General features: G+C 50.3%; 19 protein-coding genes. 6 read left to right on the plus strand and 13 right to left on the minus strand.

Annotated elements, in window-relative coordinates; genetic code table 11:
- Positions 1 to 275 precede the first annotated feature (275 nt).
- From ccsB to ACO0LF_RS22350, 3 genes are all read right to left on the minus strand, one after another.
- The gene (gene ccsB, locus ACO0LF_RS22340; RefSeq protein ID WP_423018045.1) at positions 276 to 1,424 is read right to left on the minus strand and encodes a c-type cytochrome biogenesis protein CcsB; all 1,149 of its coding nucleotides are present in this window, start codon (positions 1,422 to 1,424) and stop codon (positions 276 to 278) included.
- Between the two features lie 89 nt (positions 1,425 to 1,513).
- A complete protein-coding gene (locus ACO0LF_RS22345) occupies positions 1,514 to 3,664 on the minus strand; it encodes a cytochrome c biogenesis protein ResB (protein WP_423018047.1) in 2,151 nt (716 codons plus the stop codon).
- Positions 3,665 to 3,933: 269 nt separating this feature from the next.
- Positions 3,934 to 4,632, minus strand: a complete 699-nt coding sequence (locus ACO0LF_RS22350; protein WP_423018049.1) for a c-type cytochrome — start codon at positions 4,630 to 4,632, stop codon at positions 3,934 to 3,936.
- A gap of 217 nt (positions 4,633 to 4,849) precedes the next feature.
- Between ACO0LF_RS22350 and yihA the strand changes: the two genes are divergently transcribed.
- From yihA to sbcB, 6 genes are all read left to right on the plus strand, one after another.
- The gene (yihA, locus tag ACO0LF_RS22355; protein ID WP_423018051.1) at positions 4,850 to 5,611 is read left to right on the plus strand and encodes a ribosome biogenesis GTP-binding protein YihA/YsxC; all 762 of its coding nucleotides are present in this window, start codon (positions 4,850 to 4,852) and stop codon (positions 5,609 to 5,611) included.
- Between the two features lie 188 nt (positions 5,612 to 5,799).
- Positions 5,800 to 6,825 (plus strand): porphobilinogen synthase, encoded by a 1,026-nt coding sequence (hemB, locus tag ACO0LF_RS22360; RefSeq protein WP_423018053.1) that lies wholly within the window; start codon positions 5,800 to 5,802, stop codon positions 6,823 to 6,825.
- A 4-nt stretch (positions 6,826 to 6,829) separates the two neighbouring features.
- The gene (locus tag ACO0LF_RS22365) at positions 6,830 to 7,510 is read left to right on the plus strand and encodes a lysoplasmalogenase (protein WP_423018055.1); all 681 of its coding nucleotides are present in this window, start codon (positions 6,830 to 6,832) and stop codon (positions 7,508 to 7,510) included.
- Between the two features lie 10 nt (positions 7,511 to 7,520).
- On the plus strand, positions 7,521 to 8,771 hold the full coding sequence (locus tag ACO0LF_RS22370) for a sterol desaturase family protein (protein ID WP_423018057.1): 1,251 nt from the start codon (positions 7,521 to 7,523) through the stop codon (positions 8,769 to 8,771).
- Positions 8,752 to 9,846, plus strand: coding sequence for a magnesium transporter CorA family protein (locus ACO0LF_RS22375; protein ID WP_423018059.1), 1,095 nt, complete (start codon positions 8,752 to 8,754; stop codon positions 9,844 to 9,846). Before ACO0LF_RS22370 ends, ACO0LF_RS22375 begins: the two co-directional genes overlap by 20 nt.
- Positions 9,847 to 9,912: 66 nt before the next feature.
- Positions 9,913 to 11,349: an exodeoxyribonuclease I gene (gene sbcB, locus ACO0LF_RS22380; protein ID WP_423018061.1), complete on the plus strand. Its 1,437-nt coding sequence runs from the start codon at positions 9,913 to 9,915 to the stop codon at positions 11,347 to 11,349.
- 86 nt (positions 11,350 to 11,435) lie between these two features.
- On the opposite strand, the gene ACO0LF_RS22385 is transcribed toward sbcB, so the two are convergent.
- The 10 genes from ACO0LF_RS22385 to infA form a co-directional block, all read right to left on the minus strand.
- On the minus strand, positions 11,436 to 12,074 hold the full coding sequence (locus tag ACO0LF_RS22385) for a peroxiredoxin (protein WP_423018063.1): 639 nt from the start codon (positions 12,072 to 12,074) through the stop codon (positions 11,436 to 11,438).
- A 110-nt stretch (positions 12,075 to 12,184) separates the two neighbouring features.
- Positions 12,185 to 14,038 carry a protein-disulfide reductase DsbD gene (dsbD, locus tag ACO0LF_RS22390; RefSeq protein ID WP_423018065.1) on the minus strand — a complete coding sequence of 618 codons (1,854 nt, stop codon included), beginning with the start codon at positions 14,036 to 14,038 and terminating at the stop codon, positions 12,185 to 12,187.
- Positions 14,035 to 14,364, minus strand: a complete 330-nt coding sequence (gene cutA, locus ACO0LF_RS22395; protein ID WP_423018067.1) for a divalent-cation tolerance protein CutA — start codon at positions 14,362 to 14,364, stop codon at positions 14,035 to 14,037. Before cutA ends, dsbD begins: the two co-directional genes overlap by 4 nt.
- Before the next feature lie 244 nt (positions 14,365 to 14,608).
- Positions 14,609 to 15,004 carry a 50S ribosomal protein L17 gene (gene rplQ / locus ACO0LF_RS22400; RefSeq protein WP_423018069.1) on the minus strand — a complete coding sequence of 132 codons (396 nt, stop codon included), beginning with the start codon at positions 15,002 to 15,004 and terminating at the stop codon, positions 14,609 to 14,611.
- A 125-nt stretch (positions 15,005 to 15,129) separates the two neighbouring features.
- Positions 15,130 to 16,107 carry a DNA-directed RNA polymerase subunit alpha gene (locus ACO0LF_RS22405; RefSeq protein ID WP_110255934.1) on the minus strand — a complete coding sequence of 326 codons (978 nt, stop codon included), beginning with the start codon at positions 16,105 to 16,107 and terminating at the stop codon, positions 15,130 to 15,132.
- Between the two features lie 104 nt (positions 16,108 to 16,211).
- Positions 16,212 to 16,835, minus strand: a complete 624-nt coding sequence (gene rpsD / locus ACO0LF_RS22410) for a 30S ribosomal protein S4 (protein ID WP_422989145.1) — start codon at positions 16,833 to 16,835, stop codon at positions 16,212 to 16,214.
- A 235-nt stretch (positions 16,836 to 17,070) separates the two neighbouring features.
- Positions 17,071 to 17,475 (minus strand): 30S ribosomal protein S11, encoded by a 405-nt coding sequence (gene rpsK / locus ACO0LF_RS22415; RefSeq protein WP_110255932.1) that lies wholly within the window; start codon positions 17,473 to 17,475, stop codon positions 17,071 to 17,073.
- A 31-nt stretch (positions 17,476 to 17,506) separates the two neighbouring features.
- Entirely contained in the window at positions 17,507 to 17,872 is a 366-nt protein-coding gene (gene rpsM, locus ACO0LF_RS22420) for a 30S ribosomal protein S13 (protein ID WP_186950499.1), read from the minus strand.
- A 27-nt stretch (positions 17,873 to 17,899) separates the two neighbouring features.
- Positions 17,900 to 18,013 carry a 50S ribosomal protein L36 gene (gene rpmJ / locus ACO0LF_RS22425; RefSeq protein ID WP_014004415.1) on the minus strand — a complete coding sequence of 38 codons (114 nt, stop codon included), beginning with the start codon at positions 18,011 to 18,013 and terminating at the stop codon, positions 17,900 to 17,902.
- 33 nt (positions 18,014 to 18,046) lie between these two features.
- On the minus strand, positions 18,047 to 18,265 hold the full coding sequence (infA, locus tag ACO0LF_RS22430) for a translation initiation factor IF-1 (RefSeq protein ID WP_005663428.1): 219 nt from the start codon (positions 18,263 to 18,265) through the stop codon (positions 18,047 to 18,049).
- Positions 18,266 to 18,270 lie beyond the last annotated feature (5 nt).

Below are 18,270 nucleotides of genomic sequence, written 5' to 3' on the forward strand. Positions count from 1 at the left end.
CAACAATCATTCGAGATGATCATTACACCCTAGTTTCTCATGAGTCGCGGTTTCCTGCTAATCCTTACACATGTAAATAGGACTAACACAAAATTGTCCCAGCAAGGCTATCGCTTTTAGGAAACATCCCTTATAAGGGATGTTCGTTACGTCGACAGACAACATGTTGTCTGCAACCCCGACTACACCATAGCGACGAAGACAGTACTTCAGTACCGAATTTGCCAAAACAGGAGCTATAACGCAGCTGGGGCGGTTTTGTGTCAGTCCTAAATTTATAACTTGCCGTAGGAGTGAAGACCCGACAAGAACATATTCACGCCCAGGAATGCGAAGGTGGTGACCAACAGACCGACTAAAGCCCACCAGGCAGCAACCTGACCGCGCAGACCTTTCATGAGGCGCATGTGCAACCAGGCCGCATAATTGAGCCAGACTATCAGCGCCCAGGTTTCTTTTGGATCCCAGGACCAATAACCACCCCAGGCATCCGCCGCCCACAAGGCACCAAGGATGGTGGCAATGGTGAAGAAGGCAAAACCAACAGCAATGGCCTTGTACATGACATCATCCAGCACTTCCAGTGCAGGCAAGCGGTCAACCAGATACCCTTTGGACTTGAGCAAATAGGCCACAGACACCATGGCAGCCAATGCAAACGTGCCATAGCCTATGAAATTGGCTGGCACATGAATTTTCATCCACCAGCTTTGCAAGGCTGGCAACAGCGGCTGGATTTCTGCTGCATCACGACTGACGGTGTACCACATCAGGAAACTGACTGCCGCTGTAATGACCAGCATGACAAAAGGCCCCAGTTGGCGAGTGCGGTATTGCTGCTCATAGTACAGATAAAACAAGGCAGTGATCATCGAAAACAGGATGAACACTTCATACAGATTCGATACCGGGATATGGCCAACATCAGTGCCTATCAGATAAGACTCATACCAGCGCACCAGCATGCCGGTAAAACCCATGACCACGGCTGACCAGCACAATATGGAACCAACCGAAGCGCCGAAATCGGAACGGGCGATCAAGCCCCCCCAATAAAACAGAGTGGACAGGATAAACAGGGTACTCATCCACAAAATCGCGGACTGGCTGGATAGCAGATATTTCAGGAAAAATTTCTTGTTCGCCATCTCCAGCGAACCGCCGTACATTTGTATGGCCAGCAGGCTGAGCACCGCCAAAATCAGCATCAGGGTGCGCACTGATTTCCAATGCCAGCCCAGCAAGGCAAAAGTCGGCGCAGCCAGTAAGACTATGCCCTTTTCATAGACATCCATATAACCGCCAACACGGCTCAGGGCGAACAAGGATGCCATGCACAGCACTACGGCATACAGCCAGTCTGCGATCGATAATCGTTTAAAAAAACCCTGATAGGGTGTGTAATTCTGCGTGATTTCCATCATATCTCCCCAGCTGCCAGGCCATCAGGCCATATGCTTCATAGTGTAGTCGATTAAGCTGCGCTTGCCTGCCTCTCAATCTGCTGCTCTGCTTATTTCTCTTGACCTGCTTGGCTAGTCAATTGCCGCAAATGCATTTTCAATTGCTCGAACTCTTTTTCAAAATCCAGCGTCTTTCTTTGCGAACTCAGGGCCATGAGTGCATGTGCACCTGTGCCATCATCCCTGATCCAGATCCACAGGCGGCGCTCACGTATATAGAACATCGAGAACACGCCCAATACCAGGAGCAGGCATCCCAGATAGACCACATTCTTGCCCGGTGAACGCGTCACTTGCAAGACCGTGGCCTTGACCTCTTCAAAACCGGTGAGCTGCAAATACACCGGTGCGCCATAGAAGGCAGAATCAGAGATCGCGCCTATCGCCAATTGCAGGAAGCGTGCGTGCTTTTCATCAAGTTCATAGATGGGCAAGCCCTCTTTTTCCCTGGCGATCATCCACAGTTCCCACATGCTGCCGTTCAATACCTTGATCAAGCCTTCAGCGACCTTGGCTTGTTCTTCCTGCGGGACTTTTTCCAGTTTTTTGGAAATTGCCGGCAAACCAGATATTTTTTCATCGCCGGCAAAAGCATCCAGACTGATCCTGGCGGAGGTTTCCCATAAGCCTTGTTTTTGCGTACTGCCGCCCGGGTTACGCTGGACAGCATGCTCGGCAAAACGGGTCACTGCCATGGCACGTAATTCAGGGTTTTGCACTGCGGCACGCAAACGCATCCAATCCTTGATGCTATCCTCATCATCTGCCGGTATGCGCAGATAGCGGAAGGCATCATTGGGCGAGTCACGCGTGCCTGCCAGTATTACGTAGTCACCGTCAATCTGGACGGGTTGCATATAGTTATGGAATTCTCTGGCCTGGCCGGTTTCATCGCGCAGCTTGTATTGCAAGCTGGGGCCTACATTTTTAAAGTCCTTATTATTCGCATTTTTTGCCGCCGAACCCAGATGCTTGCTCAGGTCTTCTGTCAACTTTTCATTCAAGCTTTGATCGGGATTAACGGCCCTGACATCACTGCCATTGCGGGCCATGTTTTCCACATTAAAAGGACGAAAACCTGACCACTCTATCGTGAAGTCATTGCCATTTCCTGGCTTTAAGGCAGTGCTACCACCGACTTCGCCATTCATGGCAAGGGTGCTGATATCTGGTCCCTGCATGGGATAAGCCTTGACCTGCAGACGACTGCCACCATCCTCAAAACTTGACTGATAAATGGCAACACCCTTGTATATCAAAGGCTCATTAACCTTGATGACAGAAGAAAAAACCTTGCCGGTTTCATGATCAGTCACTTCCACGTCACTGGCAAACAGCTTGGGCATGCCGGTGGAGTAAAAATCGATGGTGAATTTTTTCAGCTTGATGGTGAAAGGCAAGTCTTGTATCAATACCCCATTCGCCTGAGGCAGGATGGCGGTACTGCTGCTAGCCCCCTCGGGTATCATGGTATTGCCACGGAAAGTAGGATTCGCCAGTGAAAGGCGATGTTGCGCAGGTATCTTGGAAATCAGGCCCGCACCTTCATACGGCAGCTTGCCCATGAACCATTGCTGGAAGCGTATGGGCAATTCAGAATCCAGCAAGCCGCCTATGCAGATGATGACGATGGCGCTATGGGCGAATATATAACCCCATTTGTTGGCTGCACCTTGCTTGGCAGCGATCAAGGTCGCGCCTTCTTTTTCCACCAGCTTGAAACGATAGCCAACCCGCGCCAGGTGAGCCAGGATTTGCTCTGTAACCTTGCCCCTGCCATTTGCACTATGCCATTCTGAGCGATGATGGAAATTGCGCAAGGATTGCTCGCGCACATTGTCGCGCCAGCTGCGCATATCCTTGATCATCTTGGGTGCATTGCGTATCACGCATAGCGAGGTCGAGATCACCAGGAAGGTCATGATGAGCAAGAACCACCAGGCAGAATACACGGCATACAAGCCCAGCTTATTGAAAATTTCAAACCAGAAAGGGCCGAACTGATTGACATAATTGGGCATGGGCTCATTTTGCTTGAGCACCGTACCTATGACCGAGGCAATCGCTATCAGTGTCAATAAACTGATGGCAAAGCGCATGGAAGACAGCAACTCCACCCCGTCCGCCAGCCAGGCGCGCCGGGTTTGTAGCTGTATACCACCAGTATCTGCAGGCTGATCGCCTTCTATCTTGTTTTCCATACTCTCTGCTTATTGCTGACTATTGCGGATTAATGCTGATGATTACATTACTTATGAAGTTTGCGCAAAATGCATGTGTCAGATGTTAGAGGAAACATCTCTGTCCAGACGTGTTTTACATCAATATCCGGGCGCAACGAATAGTACACGCTCTACCCAAAAATGGCTGAAACATACTCTTGCGCCTGGGCGAATTGCTATGCGGCATCCATCAAGAAAAAAGGGGATGGCTATTGCCACCCCCCTCCTTCACTACTTATTCTTTTCTATTACTTCAGGCCAGCAATATAGTCAGCTACAGCACGCATTTCATCTTCAGACATTTTCTTGGCAATGCTCATCATCTGCGCACTGTTTTGACGGGCACCTGTGATTTTTGCGCCATCTTTACGAGAACCATTCTGGAAGCCAGTCAATTGAGCAACGGTGTAATCCTGGTGCTGACCAGCGATACGCGGGAACTGTGCTGGCAAACCAGCACCATTCGGGCTATGACAGCCAGCGCAGGCTGGGACATTTTTCTCGGCAATACCACCGCGATAGATTTGTTTGCCCAGTTCTACGATATCTTTATTTTTTGCCGTGCCTGGCTTGGATTTTTGAGTAGACAGGTAAGCTGCAACGTTTTTGATATCATCCGCCGTCATGGCTTTGGCAAATGCTGTCATGATGGCATTTTTGCGTGTATCACCCGTGAAATCTGTCAATTGCTTGACCAGATAGGCATCATGCTGTGCAGACAATTTTGGGTTGGCGCTGATTGTGGAATTACCGGATGCACCATGACAGGATACGCAAGCTGCAATGCCGCGTGCTGCATCACCATTGGTATACAGCGCTTCGCCTTTGACTGGGTCAGCTTTGGCTGGCTTGGCTTCTTCATGCGTATTAGCCAAGGAAGCGAAAGAAGATACCGCCAGGACTGCGACACTGATGGACTTAGTAAACGATAAAAAAGCACGGTTCATTCAAACACCCTGAGACTAAATAATGGAAATCTGCCCTATTGGCGACGCATTTGATGCAATTTGATCTGTAAAAAGAGCTTTTCGGCATCAAGATGCGATCAAAACTGGTAAACAAACATGATTTTAATCGCTGCCCAATACCTAACCCCTTATTGTACAATAGCTTTCAGGCGTTTTTACTGCCTTATGTTGCATTTTTCCATTATTCCTTTCCTCTATGTCTATCCTCTGGCAAGCCCGCTTCTTCACTACGGTGAATCATCTGCGCGATCTCCCGCGCACCCACGTGCCGGAAATTGCTTTCGCTGGCCGCTCCAACGCTGGCAAATCGACTGCAATCAATACCCTGTGCAATCAGAAAAAACTCTGTTTTGCCTCTAAAACACCGGGCCGCACTCAACATATTAATTATTTTTCAATTGGTGGTGCCCACGTAGGGCAACATCGCAAGGATGAAACCAGGGTCGATGAAATTCGCGCCTTACTGGTGGATTTGCCTGGCTACGGCTATGCCGAAGTACCAGGTGCAGCGAAACAACACTGGAACCAGTTACTCGGTGCCTATGTACAAAGACGCACGCAACTGGCGGCCCTGGTCCTGATCATGGATGCCCGTCGCCCGTTTACTGACCTGGATATACAGATGCTGGAATGGTTTGCACCAACTGGCCGTCCCATCCACTGCATATTGACCAAGGCTGACAAGCTTAATCGCAGCGAATGTACCGATGCCTTGCGCAAAGCCAAGGCAGTGCTCGACAGTTACGTAGATGATGAAGGACCGCTCTTCCCTTTCAGCCTGCAATTATTCTCTGCCCTGAAACGCATAGGCATAGAAGAAGCCGATGCCGCAGTGCAACGCCTGGTTGGCCTGGACAGGGAACCCATCGTTGATGCTGTCGATGCTGTCGATGCAGGCGTCGACACAGCGGATGAAACTGCAGAAAATCAGATCAGCAAGCCAGCTGACGCAGAATAAAAAAACCCCGGCAAAGTGTGTTTTTTTGCCGGGGTAATAACACCGTTACGAATAGGGACGCACGGTGCCCGCTCAGGGAGGAGAAGCGGTAGGCGTGGAGTTGATCCAACCTGTGCATTAAGATGTTGCAACTTAAAAAAAGTTTCATTAACCTGCATAAAATTCTTTTCATTGATTTTCATCTGACCATGTCATCCAATAAGCCACCTCACCTGTCTGCCCATTTCCCTGCAATACGTATGCGCCGCATGCGCAAGGATGCGTTTTCCCGCGCGCTCATGCGTGAAAATATAGTGACTGCATCTGATTTGATTTATCCGGTTTTTGTCATTGACGGTGTGAATCAAAGTGAAAAAATTTCATCCATGCCTGGTGTGGAGAGGGTGACGATAGATTTGCTGATGGGCGTGGCCGAAGATTGCGTGGCCCTGGGCATACCGGTACTGGCGTTGTTCCCGGCCATCAACCCGCAACTGAAAACACCAGATGGCATAGAAGCCACCAATCCCAAAGGCTTGATACCACGCGCAGTACGAGAACTGAAAAGCCGTTTCCCTGAACTGGGTGTACTGACTGACGTCGCACTCGACCCTTACACCAGTCACGGCCAGGATGGCTTGATCAATGCAGATGGCTATGTCCTCAATGATGAAACTACGGCCATGCTGGTACGCCAGGCCCTGGTGCAGGCAGAAGCTGGCGTCGACATCGTCGCCCCGAGCGACATGATGGATGGCCGCATAGGCGCGATACGACATGCACTCGAAGCCAACAATTTTATCCACACCCGCATCATGGCTTACTCGGCCAAATATGCCTCGGCCTTTTACGGCCCTTTCCGTGAAGCCGTAGGCTCTGCCGCCAATCTGGGCAAAAGCAATAAAGCGAATTACCAGATGGACCCGGCAAATAGCGATGAAGCCTTGCGCGAAGTGGCGCTGGATCTGGCCGAAGGTGCCGACATGGTCATGGTCAAACCCGGCATGCCTTATCTGGATATCGTGCGCAGGGTCAAGGATGAATTCAAGGTGCCAACCTTTGCCTATCAGGTCAGTGGCGAATATGCGATGATCAAGGCGGCAGCACAAAATGGCTGGCTCGATCATAACAAGACCATGATGGAATCCATGCTGGCATTCAAGCGTGCCGGTGCCGATGGCATACTGACTTATTTCGCCCGTGATGTTGCACGTCTGCTGAAACATACTGGCTGATACCATGCCAACGATGTTGCGTGCTGCCTTCATCTTCATTTTTGCTACGCTGGCCATTGCTGGTGCAGAATGGGGGAAAGAGATAGGCAGCGCGCAATATCTGCATTATATTTTCAAACCGCTGACGACCCTCGCCATCTTCTTTTTTGCATGGCGCAGCAAGCCTGTCATCAGCCGCAGCTACCAAACTGCCATACTGGCTGGCATCATCTGCTCATTGATTGGCGACATCTTCCTGATGTTACCGAGGGCTGTCTTTCAACATGGTTTTTTATGTGGCCTCTTGAGTTTTTTGCTGGCCCACATTTGCTTCTTGCGAGCCCTCATCAGTGACAGCCGCTTTGCCGGGAAACCATTGGCCTTCGTCGGCATTGCTGCACTTGGCATCATCAACCTGGTGATACTGTGGCCGGGCTTGCCAATAGCCATGCAAATTCCGGTTGTCGCCTATGTCTGTCTGTTGCTGTGCATGACTGCGCAAGCCATCAGCCGCGGCCTGCAATTACGCATCACCTCTGGTCGCCTCGCATTGATAGGCGGCCTGTGCTTCATGCTGTCAGATACCCTGCTGGCCTATAACCGCTTTTATGCACCTATTGCGCATTCTCCTTTACTCATCCTCAGCAGCTATTATCTGGCGCTGTGGCTGATTGCAGCTTCGGTTACCTCATCCCCCACTGAATAAGGCCAGGATCATGCATGAAAAAATCATTACCTTTGCCAGTCCGGTTTTTTTCATTCTGATCGCCCTGGAGTTTATCGTGGCGCGCAAACGCCAGCGTCATTTGTACCGTATCAATGATTCGCTTAACAGCCTCTCTCTGGGGGTCATGAGCCAGATCATAGGGGCGTTCTCCAAGCTGTTTTCGATAGGCATGTATGCGCTGGTGCTCAAGCATCTGTCACTGTTCAGCTTGCCATCGGACAGTGTCTGGGTGTGGATCGCCGCCCTGCTGCTGTATGACTTTTTATATTACTGGCTGCACAGGATGGGGCACCAGACCAATCTGCTATGGGCGGCCCATGTGGTACATCATCAGAGTGAGCAATACAATCTGAGCACAGCCTTGCGCCAGACCAGCACCGGACCTTTGTTTGGCTGGATATTTTATTTACCCATGGCAGTCATCGGTTTTCCGCTGGATGTGTTTATAGCCGTGGCCCTCATTGATTTGCTGTATCAGTTCTGGGTGCATACCGAGCAGATAGGCAAGCTGGGCTGGTTTGACCGTGTGTTTGTCTCACCATCCAATCACCGCGTCCATCATGCTGTCAATGACATGTATCTGGACAAGAATTTTGGTGGCATCCTGGTTATCTGGGACAGGTTATTTGGCACTTTTATCGAAGAGCTGGATGATGTAGCCATCGTCTACGGCACGCGCAAGCCACTGCGTAGCTGGAACCCTTTGTGGGCCAATCTGGAAGTATATGAGCAAGTCTGGCGCGATGCCTGGCACACAAAAAACTGGCTGGATAAATTGCAGATATGGTTGCGACCACCAGGCTGGCGACCAGCCGATGTGATGGCACAATCTGCGTCTTCATCCTTTGATTTGCACAGACCTATTTATGATCCTGTCATGAGCAAGGCCATGACCGGGTATTGCATCATGCAGTTCATCTTATTGCTGCAAGCGGCGACGCACTTCCTGATCGTGTATAAATCCATCAGTGCCTTGAATGCCACTATCTATGTCAGCTGGCTGGTCATGGGCTTGTGGTCCATAGGTGGCCTGATGGAAAGAGGCCGTATTTATCTGCTGCCTGAGACTGTACGTATACTGTGCATCTTATTGATGAACCTCTTCACTGCCAGCTGGTTTTATTCCTTTGCTTTATCGACGCCAGAACAGGCATTACTGACTGCCACCTGCCTGATTTCACTGGGTGGACTCTGGCTTATTTTTTCACGACAAAAGACGCATGGACATCTTCCACATTAATGATACGCAGGTACTGCAAAATCCTGACACACCCGAAGCCCTGGTCAATGCCGGTGGTTTTCTATGGCTGGATGCCAGCCATGAAGAAGTTGCTGCCGACCCGGAAGCCTGGCGCAATCGTGTCGAGGCCATCACAGGTACACAGATTTATGAATTGCATCTCAAGGATCTGACAAATCTCACGCACCCTTCTTATTTCGATGCCACTGAAGAATATGAAATGGTGGTATTTCGCAAGCTGACATTGACAGAAGCAAGTACTGACAACAAGAACGGTGTGAAGCGCAAGATACCGGCAGCGCTGAATAAACTGGCGACCACGCCTGTGTCTTTTTTACTCATGCAAAATGTGCTGGTGACCGTGCGCCCGGCGCAAAGCCGCACGGTAGAACTGGCACGCCAGCGCCTGCTGGATTATAAATCCAAAGCCGAGAATAATACCCATGGCAGCCGCCTGCCGGCTTCGCCGGAAGAGCTGATGTTGCGGCTCTTGAATGCCATGGTCGATCAATATCTGGAGTTGCGCCAGCCGCTGACCCAGCAACTCGATCGCTGGCAGCATGCCTTGCTGGACCCGCGCCGCCCCTTCAATAACTGGCTGGCCTTGCTCGACTCCCGTGTGGAATTACGCAAGCTTGATAATCTGTGTGAAGAGCAGCGCGATGCCATGCAGGAATTGCGTGACCATATCGTCGATACCCATGATGGCAATAGCCGCGCCAAGGACTTGCTGCTGGTGCGCACCAATGATGTCATGGAACATATCAGCCGCGTATTGAACCATGCGCGCCGTCTGGAGGCATCGCTGGAATCGGCAGTGCAAATCCATTTTGCAGCGATGGCACACAGAACCAGTGAAATCATGCGCACCCTGACTGTCATCACTGCCCTGTTCATGCCACTGACATTGATCACCGGTATCTTTGGCATGAACTTTGAAGTCATGCCCTTGCTCAAGCATGCCTCTGGCTTCTGGTACACCATGGGTGCGATGGGTGTCATCGTGATCCTGCTGCTGATTTATTTCCGTAGTCAGCGCTATCTGGAAGACCAGGCCAGTCGTCGCATAGAATGACATGCCGGATGCGATACGATCTGCAAAACACTGATTCAACAAATTAATTCGCGAGTTTAAATACCGATGCAAGAACACACTTTCCTCTGGCATGACTATGAAACCTTTGGCGCTGTCGCCCGCCGCGACAGGCCTGCGCAGTTTGCCGCCATACGCACAGATGCCGATCTCAATGAGATAGGCAAGCCAGTCATGTTGTACTGCCAGCCCGCCAATGATTTTTTGCCTGATCCGCAGTCTTGCCTGATTACCCATATCACGCCGCAAACCTGCCTGGAACGCGGCATACCTGAACACGAATTTGCAGGAAAAATAGAACAGGAACTGGGCAAGACCGGCACCATAGGCGTGGGCTATAACACCATACGCTTCGACGATGAAATTACCCGCTTCATGTTCTGGCGTAACCTCATCGATCCATATGCACGCGAATGGCAAAATAATTGCGGTCGCTGGGACATCATGGACATGGTGCGCACCTGCTATGCGCTGCGCCCCGATGGCATCAACTGGCCTCTGAATGATGAAGGCAAGCCTAGCTTTCGCCTGGAGCATCTGACCAAGGCCAATGGCATTGCACACGAAGCAGCACATGATGCGCTATCTGATGTACGTGCCACCATCGCCCTGGCCCGCCTGATACGCGAGCGCCAGCCCAAACTGTTCGATTTTTGTTTTGCCCTGCACAAGAAAGACAAGGTTGCGGCAGAAGTCGATATGCCAGTGCTGAACAAAGCATTTTTGCATGTATCTGGTATGTTCCCGGTAGATCGCGGCTGCCTGGCCGTGATGTGGCCGCTGGCCATGCACCCCAAGAACAAGAATGAAGTCATTGCCTGGGACCTGGCCCATGACCCGGCAGAGCTGGCAGGGCTGGATGCAGAGACCATACAGCTACGCATGTTCAGCAAGACCGATACCTTGCCAGAAGGCGTGCAACGTCTGCCGGTGAAAAGCATACATATCAACAAATCACCCATCGTGATCGGCAATCTGAAAACCTTGTCAGCAGCCATGGCTGAGCGCTGGAAGATCAATATGCATCAGGTGCAAGAGCACATCATCAAAGCGGCCGCCCTGCCAGACTCTGCCAAAGCCATATGGGAAGAAGTGTATGCCCGCCCAGAGGCCGTAGCCAGCGATGTCGATGAAGACTTGTATGGCGGCTTTGTCGGTGCCGGTGACCGCCGCCTCCTGAATGATTTGCGCCGCATGAGTGGCACACAACTGGCCAAGGCCAGCACCAGTTTCCAGGACCCGCGCCTGGCTGAATTACTGTTCCGCTACCGCGCCCGTAACTTCCATGACAGCCTGAGCAGGGAAGAACAGGAAAGCTGGGAAGAGCACCGCGCGGCACGTTTGCTCGACGGGGCAGGCAATGCCAGGACTGTGGATATGTATTTCAATGAAATCGATACTTTGTCGGAAACAGCAGACGAAGCGGCAGAAGAGATTTTGGGCGCTTTGTATGACTATGCTGAAATGATCGTTCCATCGAGATAAGCTGAATTCATTCTGCGTCTCAAAAACAAAAGCCACGAGTCACTCGTGGCTTTTGTTTATGCGTAAGGCATGGCTTATTTCATCAATTACTTGTTTGGCTGCGGTGTCACGCGCAGATAAGGGCGTGCAGCAGTATAGCCTTTAGGATATTTTTGCTTGATCACATCTTCATCCTTGATAGACAGCGGGATGATGACATCATCACCATCACGCCAGTTGCCTGGTGTGGCGACGGTATAACCATCTGTCAATTGCAGGGCATCAATGACGCGCAAGACTTCGTCAAAATTGCGACCTGTAGTCAGCGGATAAGTGATGATGAGACGGACTTTTTTATTCGGGTCAATGACGAACAATGAGCGCACCGTGACAGTCTCAGACTGGTTAGGGTGGATCATGTCATACAGTGCAGCAACTTTTTTATCAGCATCGGCAACGATGGGGAAACCGACTACCGTATTCTGCGTATCTTCAATATCCTTGATCCATTGCAGATGGGATTCTGCACCATCAACTGACAGAGCGATGGCTTTTACATTGCGCTTGTCGAACTCTGGCTTGAGTTTTGCAGTCAGGCCCAGCTCTGTCGTGCAGACAGGTGTAAAGTCCGCCGGATGGGAAAACAAGACTACCCAGGAATTAGCCGCCCATTCGTGAAATTTCAAAGGCCCGATAGAAGAATCCTGCTCAAAATCAGGGGCGATGTCGCCTAAACGTAAAGTCATATTTTTCTCCAAAAAGAAACAAGACTTCGAATATAGCCTCTCTGCCGGGCTTACTCAAGGATAGTTTTAATGCAAGCTTATACTTTCTTTACATATACAATAAACAAGCTTCACTTAAGCTCGGTACGCGTCAGTGACAACAGGAATTTATCTGCATTCTGATAACCGATGACACGCTGACCAGGGATTTCCTTACCCTGGGCATCAAAGAAAATAATGCCTGGAGGACCAAACAGCCCAAAGCGTTTCAACAAGGCTTTGTCGTCGGCATTGTTGGCGGTAACATCCACTTGCAGCAAGAGCATATTGTCCAGCCTGGCTTTGACCTTGGCTTCAGGGAAGGTCAGTTTTTCCATCTCTTTGCAAGAGACACACCAGTCGGCATAAAAATCCAGCATGGCGGTCTTGCCCTTGGATTGCGCCAGAGCCGCATCGAGTTCGGCGATGCGGCGGACGCGAGTGAATTTCACATGTTCGCTACTGCCACCGTATAAGTGGGCAACAGGAGAAAATACATCGCGGCCGCCAGTGGCAACGCCTACCAGCTGCACTGCGCCAAGCAAGAAAAAGATCACCGATACAAACTTGGCAAACATGCCTATACGCTGAAAAAACAATTGATAGCTGGCATAGGCAATCAACAAGATGGCCCAACCCAGCATTTGTGACCAGACAGGGATCACGGGACTGACCATCCACAAAGCCATGGCCAGCATCAAGACGCCAAAGAATCGTTTGATGCTTTCCATCCACATACCGGCACGGGGCAACAAGCTACCCGCCGATATCCCCACCAGCAACAAGGGCACACTCATGCCCATTGCCATGGCGAACAAAGCTGAACCACCGACGACAACATCACGCGTCTGACTGATATAGACCAATGCACCTGCCAGAGGTGCCGCCACGCAGGGGCCAACGATGAGGGCTGATATTGCTCCCATCAAAAACACGCCCACCAACTTGCCATTGCGTTGACCTTCAGATGCCTGTGTCAGCTTGGTTTGCAAGGCGGCAGGCACCTGCAATTGATAGACATTGAACATGGACAGTGAGAGTATCACCATCAATAAGGCAAATGTGCCCAGTACCCAGGGGTTTTGCAAGGTAGCCGACAAACCTTCACCCACCAGACCAGCGGCAATACCAAGTGCCGTGTACACCAGCGCCATACCCAGCGCATAGCACAGGGACAGAAGAAAGCCGCGGCTACGTTTGATGCCCGTACCCTCGCCTACGATGATGAAGGACAGAATAGGCACCATGGGCAAGACGCAAGGTGTAAAAGACAGACCCAGGCCCAACAACAGGAACAAAGGCAGAATCAGGACCAGCCTGCCACTTTTCAAAGCGACACTGATACTGCTGGTTTCTTCATCATGACTGGCTTCTGTGGCTTTGATATTACTTTCTGTACCAACATTGGCAGCAGAGTTGGCGCTCACATTGGCTGCTGGCTCCGCACCTGCTGTACTCGCCCCGGCTATCTGCAATTTAAGCTGTGTTTCCAGAGGTGGATAACACAAGCCACCATCGGCGCAGCCCTGACGGCCAATATTCAGCGTGAAATCTGCTGCGGCCTGCACAGGGATGCGCACCACCAGCGATTTACGGTACGTCTCCACCTCTTTCTGGAAGGTTTCATCAAACTTGACCTTGCCCTTGGGGATATCAATTTCGCCCAGTTTGGCATCGTCAGAGCTGAACTTGAAACGCTCGCGATACAGGTAGTAACCGTCTGCTATGGCAAAAGTCACCTCGGCCATGCCAGGCTCTACCATCCTGGCAGATACCTTGAATGCCTCTTCAGGATCGAGGAAGTCTTCTGCGCTAGCAAAGGGAGCCACTAGCGATGCAAACAGCATGGCAATTACCACGGCGCACCAGCGCCATAGCTGCGATAGGCGAAGGATCTTTGGTCCGGCTGGCATGGATGCAGAAAACAGCGGCGTTGAGGTATTCATGGCGTTTCGGTTTCTTTTCTCACCCAGTCCAGATAAGCCGGTAATCTGGCCACCAGGGGGATGGCTATTATTTCGGGTAGATCATAAGGATGCTGGGCGAGTATCAGTGCTTCCAGCCTGGCATAACAAGCTTGCCGGGTCTTGATCATCAATTGCACTTCGGTATCAGCCTGTTGCTCACCATCCCAGTTGTAGATGGACAATATATCAGCAGAAATGTTCACGCAGGCAGCCAATTTTTCGGCAACGATGTGGCTGGCCAGTTTTTTGGCGGTTTCGCGGTCTGGCAGATTGCTTAATACCAGGATCACAGTGTCATTATTCATCGCTACTCCCTAGGCTGGCAACGCCATTGAGCCTGATAAAACTTGCATGATATTTGGTCGGGCGCAAAGCAAAGCGATTACAGCCTACATAAAATAAATGCCTGCAAATGCATCCGTGCAAGCCTGTGTTTAATATGCGTATGGACAAATGCATTATGCGCGTCCATAAGCAAAAAGCCGTTCAGTTTACACTGAACGGCTTTTTTAAGTCTTAAGCAGTATTGAGCATGAAGCCCAGGCCTAATTACTCAGCAACTGGTGCATCAGCTGCATCTGCGCCTTCTGGGCGGTCCAGCAGTTCAACGTATGCCATAGGAGCATTGTCGCCGACGCGGAAACCCATTTTCAGGATGCGCAGGTAGCCGCCGTTACGATTTGCGTAACGTGGGCCCAGTTCAGCAAACAGCTTGACTACCATTTCGCGATCGCGCAAACGGGAGAAAGCCAGACGCTTGTTAGCCAGTGTGTCTGTTTTACCCAAAGTCAGAATCGGCTCGATAACGCGGCGCAGTTCTTTGGCTTTTGGCAAAGTTGTTTTGATGGCTTCGTGACGCAACAGGGATACTGTCATGTTGCGCAGCATTGCCAGACGGTGGGAAGAAGTACGATTCAGCTTACGTAAGCCGTGACGATGACGCATGGTATTTCCTTTCAGATTTAAATGCCAGCTCTTCTATCGATAAGCAAACTTATCGCGGGCCGGTAATTATTTTTACTACGGTTAAAAAACGGGCAGGCTGTCTCAGCCCACCCGTTGGGACAAAATTATTTTTCCAGGCCAGCTGGTGGCCAGTTTTCCAGCTTCATGCCCAAAGACAAACCACGGGAAGCCAGAACTTCCTTGATTTCGTTTAAGGACTTGCGACCCAGATTTGGTGTCTTCAACAGTTCATTTTCGCTACGTTGGATCAGATCACCAATGTAGTAAATGTTTTCCGCTTTCAGGCAGTTGGCTGAACGTACTGTCAGTTCCAGATCATCGACTGGGCGCAACAGGACAGGATCAACTGCAGGTGCGCGGGATGGAGCTTCAGCAGCGGCTTCAGTACCTTCCAGGGCAGCGAAGACATTCAATTGATCAACCAGCACGCGGGCAGATTGACGAATTGCTTCTTCAGGAGAGATAACGCCATTGGTTTCAATATTGATAACCAGTTTATCCAAGTCAGTACGTTGTTCAACGCGGGCAGATTCCACAGCGTAGGAAACACGGCGTACTGGTGAGAAAGACGCATCCAGTATCATACGACCGATGGTTTTGTTCGCATCTTCAGACAGACGACGAACGTTACCTGGCACATAGCCACGGCCTTTTTCTACCTTGATCTGCATGTCCAGCTTACCGCCGGCTGTCAGATTGGCGATAACGTGATCTGGGTTAATCAGTTCTACGTCATGCGGCAGATCGATGTCGGAAGCCAATACAGCGCCTTCGCCATCTTTTTTCAATGTCAGGGTGACTTCATCACGGTTGTGCAACTTGAAGACGACGCCTTTCAAGTTCAACAGGATGTCAACGACGTCTTCTTGCACGCCATCGAGGGATGAGTATTCATGAACAACACCGGCGATCACAACTTCAGTCGGTGCATAACCAACCATAGTGGACAACAATACGCGACGCAGTGCGTTGCCCAGTGTGTGGCCATAGCCACGTTCAAACGGTTCCATCACGACTTTAGCGTGACCGGCACCCAACATTTCCACATCGATAATACGTGGTTTTAACAGATTGTTTTGCATGAATGTCCTTTTCAATACCCTCGGCTCGTTACACCGATAAGGCTGACGGCATTAAAGAAAAAAGCCTGCCTGTAGTAAAACAGGCAGGCGGTGAAACTTGAATATTAACGAGAATACAATTCAACGATCAGGGATTCGTTGACATCGTGAGCGATATCGCTACGATCTGGCATGGACTTGAAAGTACCTTCCAGTTTTTTCGCATCAACAGCTACCCATGAAGGCATGCCGGATTGTTCTGCCAGGGACAGAGCTTCAGCGATACGAACTTGTTTTTTCGCTTTTTCACGAACAGCGATCACGTCACCAGATTTAACTTGGTAAGAAGCGATGTTGACAACGATACCGTTGACTGTGAATGCTTTATGGCTCACCAGCTGACGTGCTTCAGCGCGTGTGGAGCCGAAGCCCATACGGTAAGCAACGTTGTCCAGACGGGATTCCAGCAATTTCAACAGTGTTTCGCCTGTGTTGCCTTTTTGACGGTCAGCTTCAGCGAAGTAGCGGCGGAACTGACGTTCCAAAACGCCGTACATACGTTTAACTTTTTGCTTTTCGCGCAATTGGTTACCGTAGTCAGAGGTACGAGCACCAGAAGTGCGACCATGTTGACCTGGTTTTGCGTCCAGTTTGCATTTAGAGTCCAGGGAGCGACGTGCGCTCTTCAAGAACAGGTCCGTGCCTTCGCGACGGGAAAGTTTTGCTTTTGGTCCGATATAACGTGCCACGATGTTTTCCTTGTAAATGACGTAGTGTTCTTCACTACGCTAGTCTGATCTGCCTGCAATCAGACGGTGGTCTTAACAACAAAGGTCATGCCTTTGATTATTTTTTTACTACCCTAAAATTTCCACAACACAAAACCCGCCAACGAAATGGCGGGTCTGCATTCTAACGGAGATTCCGCAAGAATGCCAGCAGAGAATAATTCTGCTTGCCTAAGGCGCTTAAATAATAAGCAACTTAGATACGACGACGCTTTGGAGGGCGGCAGCCGTTATGTGGAACTGGAGTAACGTCTTGAATCAGGGAGATCTTGATACCCAGATTGTTCAAAGCGCGTACTGAAGATTCGCGACCTGGGCCTGGGCCTTTGATACGAACTTCCAGATTTTTGATACCGCATTCAACCGCAACTTTACCAGCTGCCTCTGCTGCAACCTGCGCTGCAAACGGAGTAGACTTACGTGAGCCTTTGAAGCCAGCACCACCGGCAGTTGCCCAAGACAACGCATTGCCTTGACGATCAGTGATCGTGATGATGGTGTTGTTGAAAGAAGCGTGAACGTGAGCGATACCTTCCGCAACGTTCTTTTTAACTTTCTTACGCGCACGTGCTGCTGCAGCGTTATTTTGAGCTTTTGCCATAATGTTTTCCTTGGATCCGGGCTAGCCTGGATTATTTCTTCAAAGATTGCGCTGCTTTACGTGGACCCTTACGAGTACGCGCATTTGTGCGTGTACGTTGGCCACGGCAAGGCAAGCCTTTACGATGACGGAGACCACGGTAGCAACCCAAGTCCATCAAACGTTTGATGTTCATGGAGAGTTCACGACGCAAGTCGCCTTCGACGATAAATTTACCGATTTCGTCGCGAAGCTTCTCGAGTTCGTTGTCATCCAGATCTTTAACCTTTTTATTGGTCAAAACACCTGTTGCGTCACAGATTTTCTGTGCGCGTGGACGGCCAATACCATAGATAGCTGTTAAGCCGATTACGGTATGCTGATGATTTGGGATATTAACCCCTGCGATACGTGCCATTCGTTATTCCTCGTTCAATAACGTTAATTAACCTTGGCGCTGCTTATGGCGTGGTTCTGTGCATATAACACGAACAACACCCTTGCGCTTGATGATTTTGCAGTTGCGGCAGATCCGCTTAACTGATGCGAGAACTTTCATTTTTGCCCTCTTTCCTTCTAGTTCATTTTAAATTTACTTGGTACGGAACACTATTCGCGCCCGGCTCAAATCATAAGGCGTCAATTCCACTGTCACCTTATCACCTGGAAGAATGCGAATATAGTTCATTCGCATCTTCCCGGAAATATGGCCAAGTACAACATGCCCGTTTTCCAACTTAACTCGAAATGTTGCATTCGGAAGATTCTCAAGAATCTCGCCCTGCATCTGTATAACGTCGTCTTTTGCCATTCGAT

The sequence above is a fragment of the Undibacterium sp. Di27W genome, assembly GCF_049340345.1.
Taxonomy (GTDB): Bacteria; Pseudomonadota; Gammaproteobacteria; order Burkholderiales; family Burkholderiaceae_D; genus Undibacterium.

What these genes read in the sequence shown, in the direction of transcription:
- ccsB (WP_423018045.1), bottom strand. Translation starts at nt 1,424, where the DNA reads ATGATGGAAATCACGCAGAATTACACACCCTATCAGGGTTTTTTTAAA.
- ACO0LF_RS22345 (WP_423018047.1), bottom strand. Translation starts at nt 3,664, where the DNA reads ATGGAAAACAAGATAGAAGGCGATCAGCCTGCAGATACTGGTGGTATA.
- ACO0LF_RS22350 (WP_423018049.1), bottom strand. Translation starts at nt 4,632, where the DNA reads ATGAACCGTGCTTTTTTATCGTTTACTAAGTCCATCAGTGTCGCAGTC.
- yihA (WP_423018051.1), top strand. Translation starts at nt 4,850, where the DNA reads ATGTCTATCCTCTGGCAAGCCCGCTTCTTCACTACGGTGAATCATCTG.
- hemB (WP_423018053.1), top strand. Translation starts at nt 5,800, where the DNA reads ATGTCATCCAATAAGCCACCTCACCTGTCTGCCCATTTCCCTGCAATA.
- ACO0LF_RS22365 (WP_423018055.1), top strand. Translation starts at nt 6,830, where the DNA reads ATGCCAACGATGTTGCGTGCTGCCTTCATCTTCATTTTTGCTACGCTG.
- ACO0LF_RS22370 (WP_423018057.1), top strand. Translation starts at nt 7,521, where the DNA reads ATGCATGAAAAAATCATTACCTTTGCCAGTCCGGTTTTTTTCATTCTG.
- ACO0LF_RS22375 (WP_423018059.1), top strand. Translation starts at nt 8,752, where the DNA reads ATGGACATCTTCCACATTAATGATACGCAGGTACTGCAAAATCCTGAC.
- sbcB (WP_423018061.1), top strand. Translation starts at nt 9,913, where the DNA reads ATGCAAGAACACACTTTCCTCTGGCATGACTATGAAACCTTTGGCGCT.
- ACO0LF_RS22385 (WP_423018063.1), bottom strand. Translation starts at nt 12,074, where the DNA reads ATGACTTTACGTTTAGGCGACATCGCCCCTGATTTTGAGCAGGATTCT.
- dsbD (WP_423018065.1), bottom strand. Translation starts at nt 14,038, where the DNA reads ATGAATACCTCAACGCCGCTGTTTTCTGCATCCATGCCAGCCGGACCA.
- cutA (WP_423018067.1), bottom strand. Translation starts at nt 14,364, where the DNA reads ATGAATAATGACACTGTGATCCTGGTATTAAGCAATCTGCCAGACCGC.
- rplQ (WP_423018069.1), bottom strand. Translation starts at nt 15,004, where the DNA reads ATGCGTCATCGTCACGGCTTACGTAAGCTGAATCGTACTTCTTCCCAC.
- ACO0LF_RS22405 (WP_110255934.1), bottom strand. Translation starts at nt 16,107, where the DNA reads ATGCAAAACAATCTGTTAAAACCACGTATTATCGATGTGGAAATGTTG.
- rpsK (WP_110255932.1), bottom strand. Translation starts at nt 17,475, where the DNA reads ATGGCAAAAGCTCAAAATAACGCTGCAGCAGCACGTGCGCGTAAGAAA.
- rpsM (WP_186950499.1), bottom strand. Translation starts at nt 17,872, where the DNA reads ATGGCACGTATCGCAGGGGTTAATATCCCAAATCATCAGCATACCGTA.
- rpmJ (WP_014004415.1), bottom strand. Translation starts at nt 18,013, where the DNA reads ATGAAAGTTCTCGCATCAGTTAAGCGGATCTGCCGCAACTGCAAAATC.
- infA (WP_005663428.1), bottom strand. Translation starts at nt 18,265, where the DNA reads ATGGCAAAAGACGACGTTATACAGATGCAGGGCGAGATTCTTGAGAAT.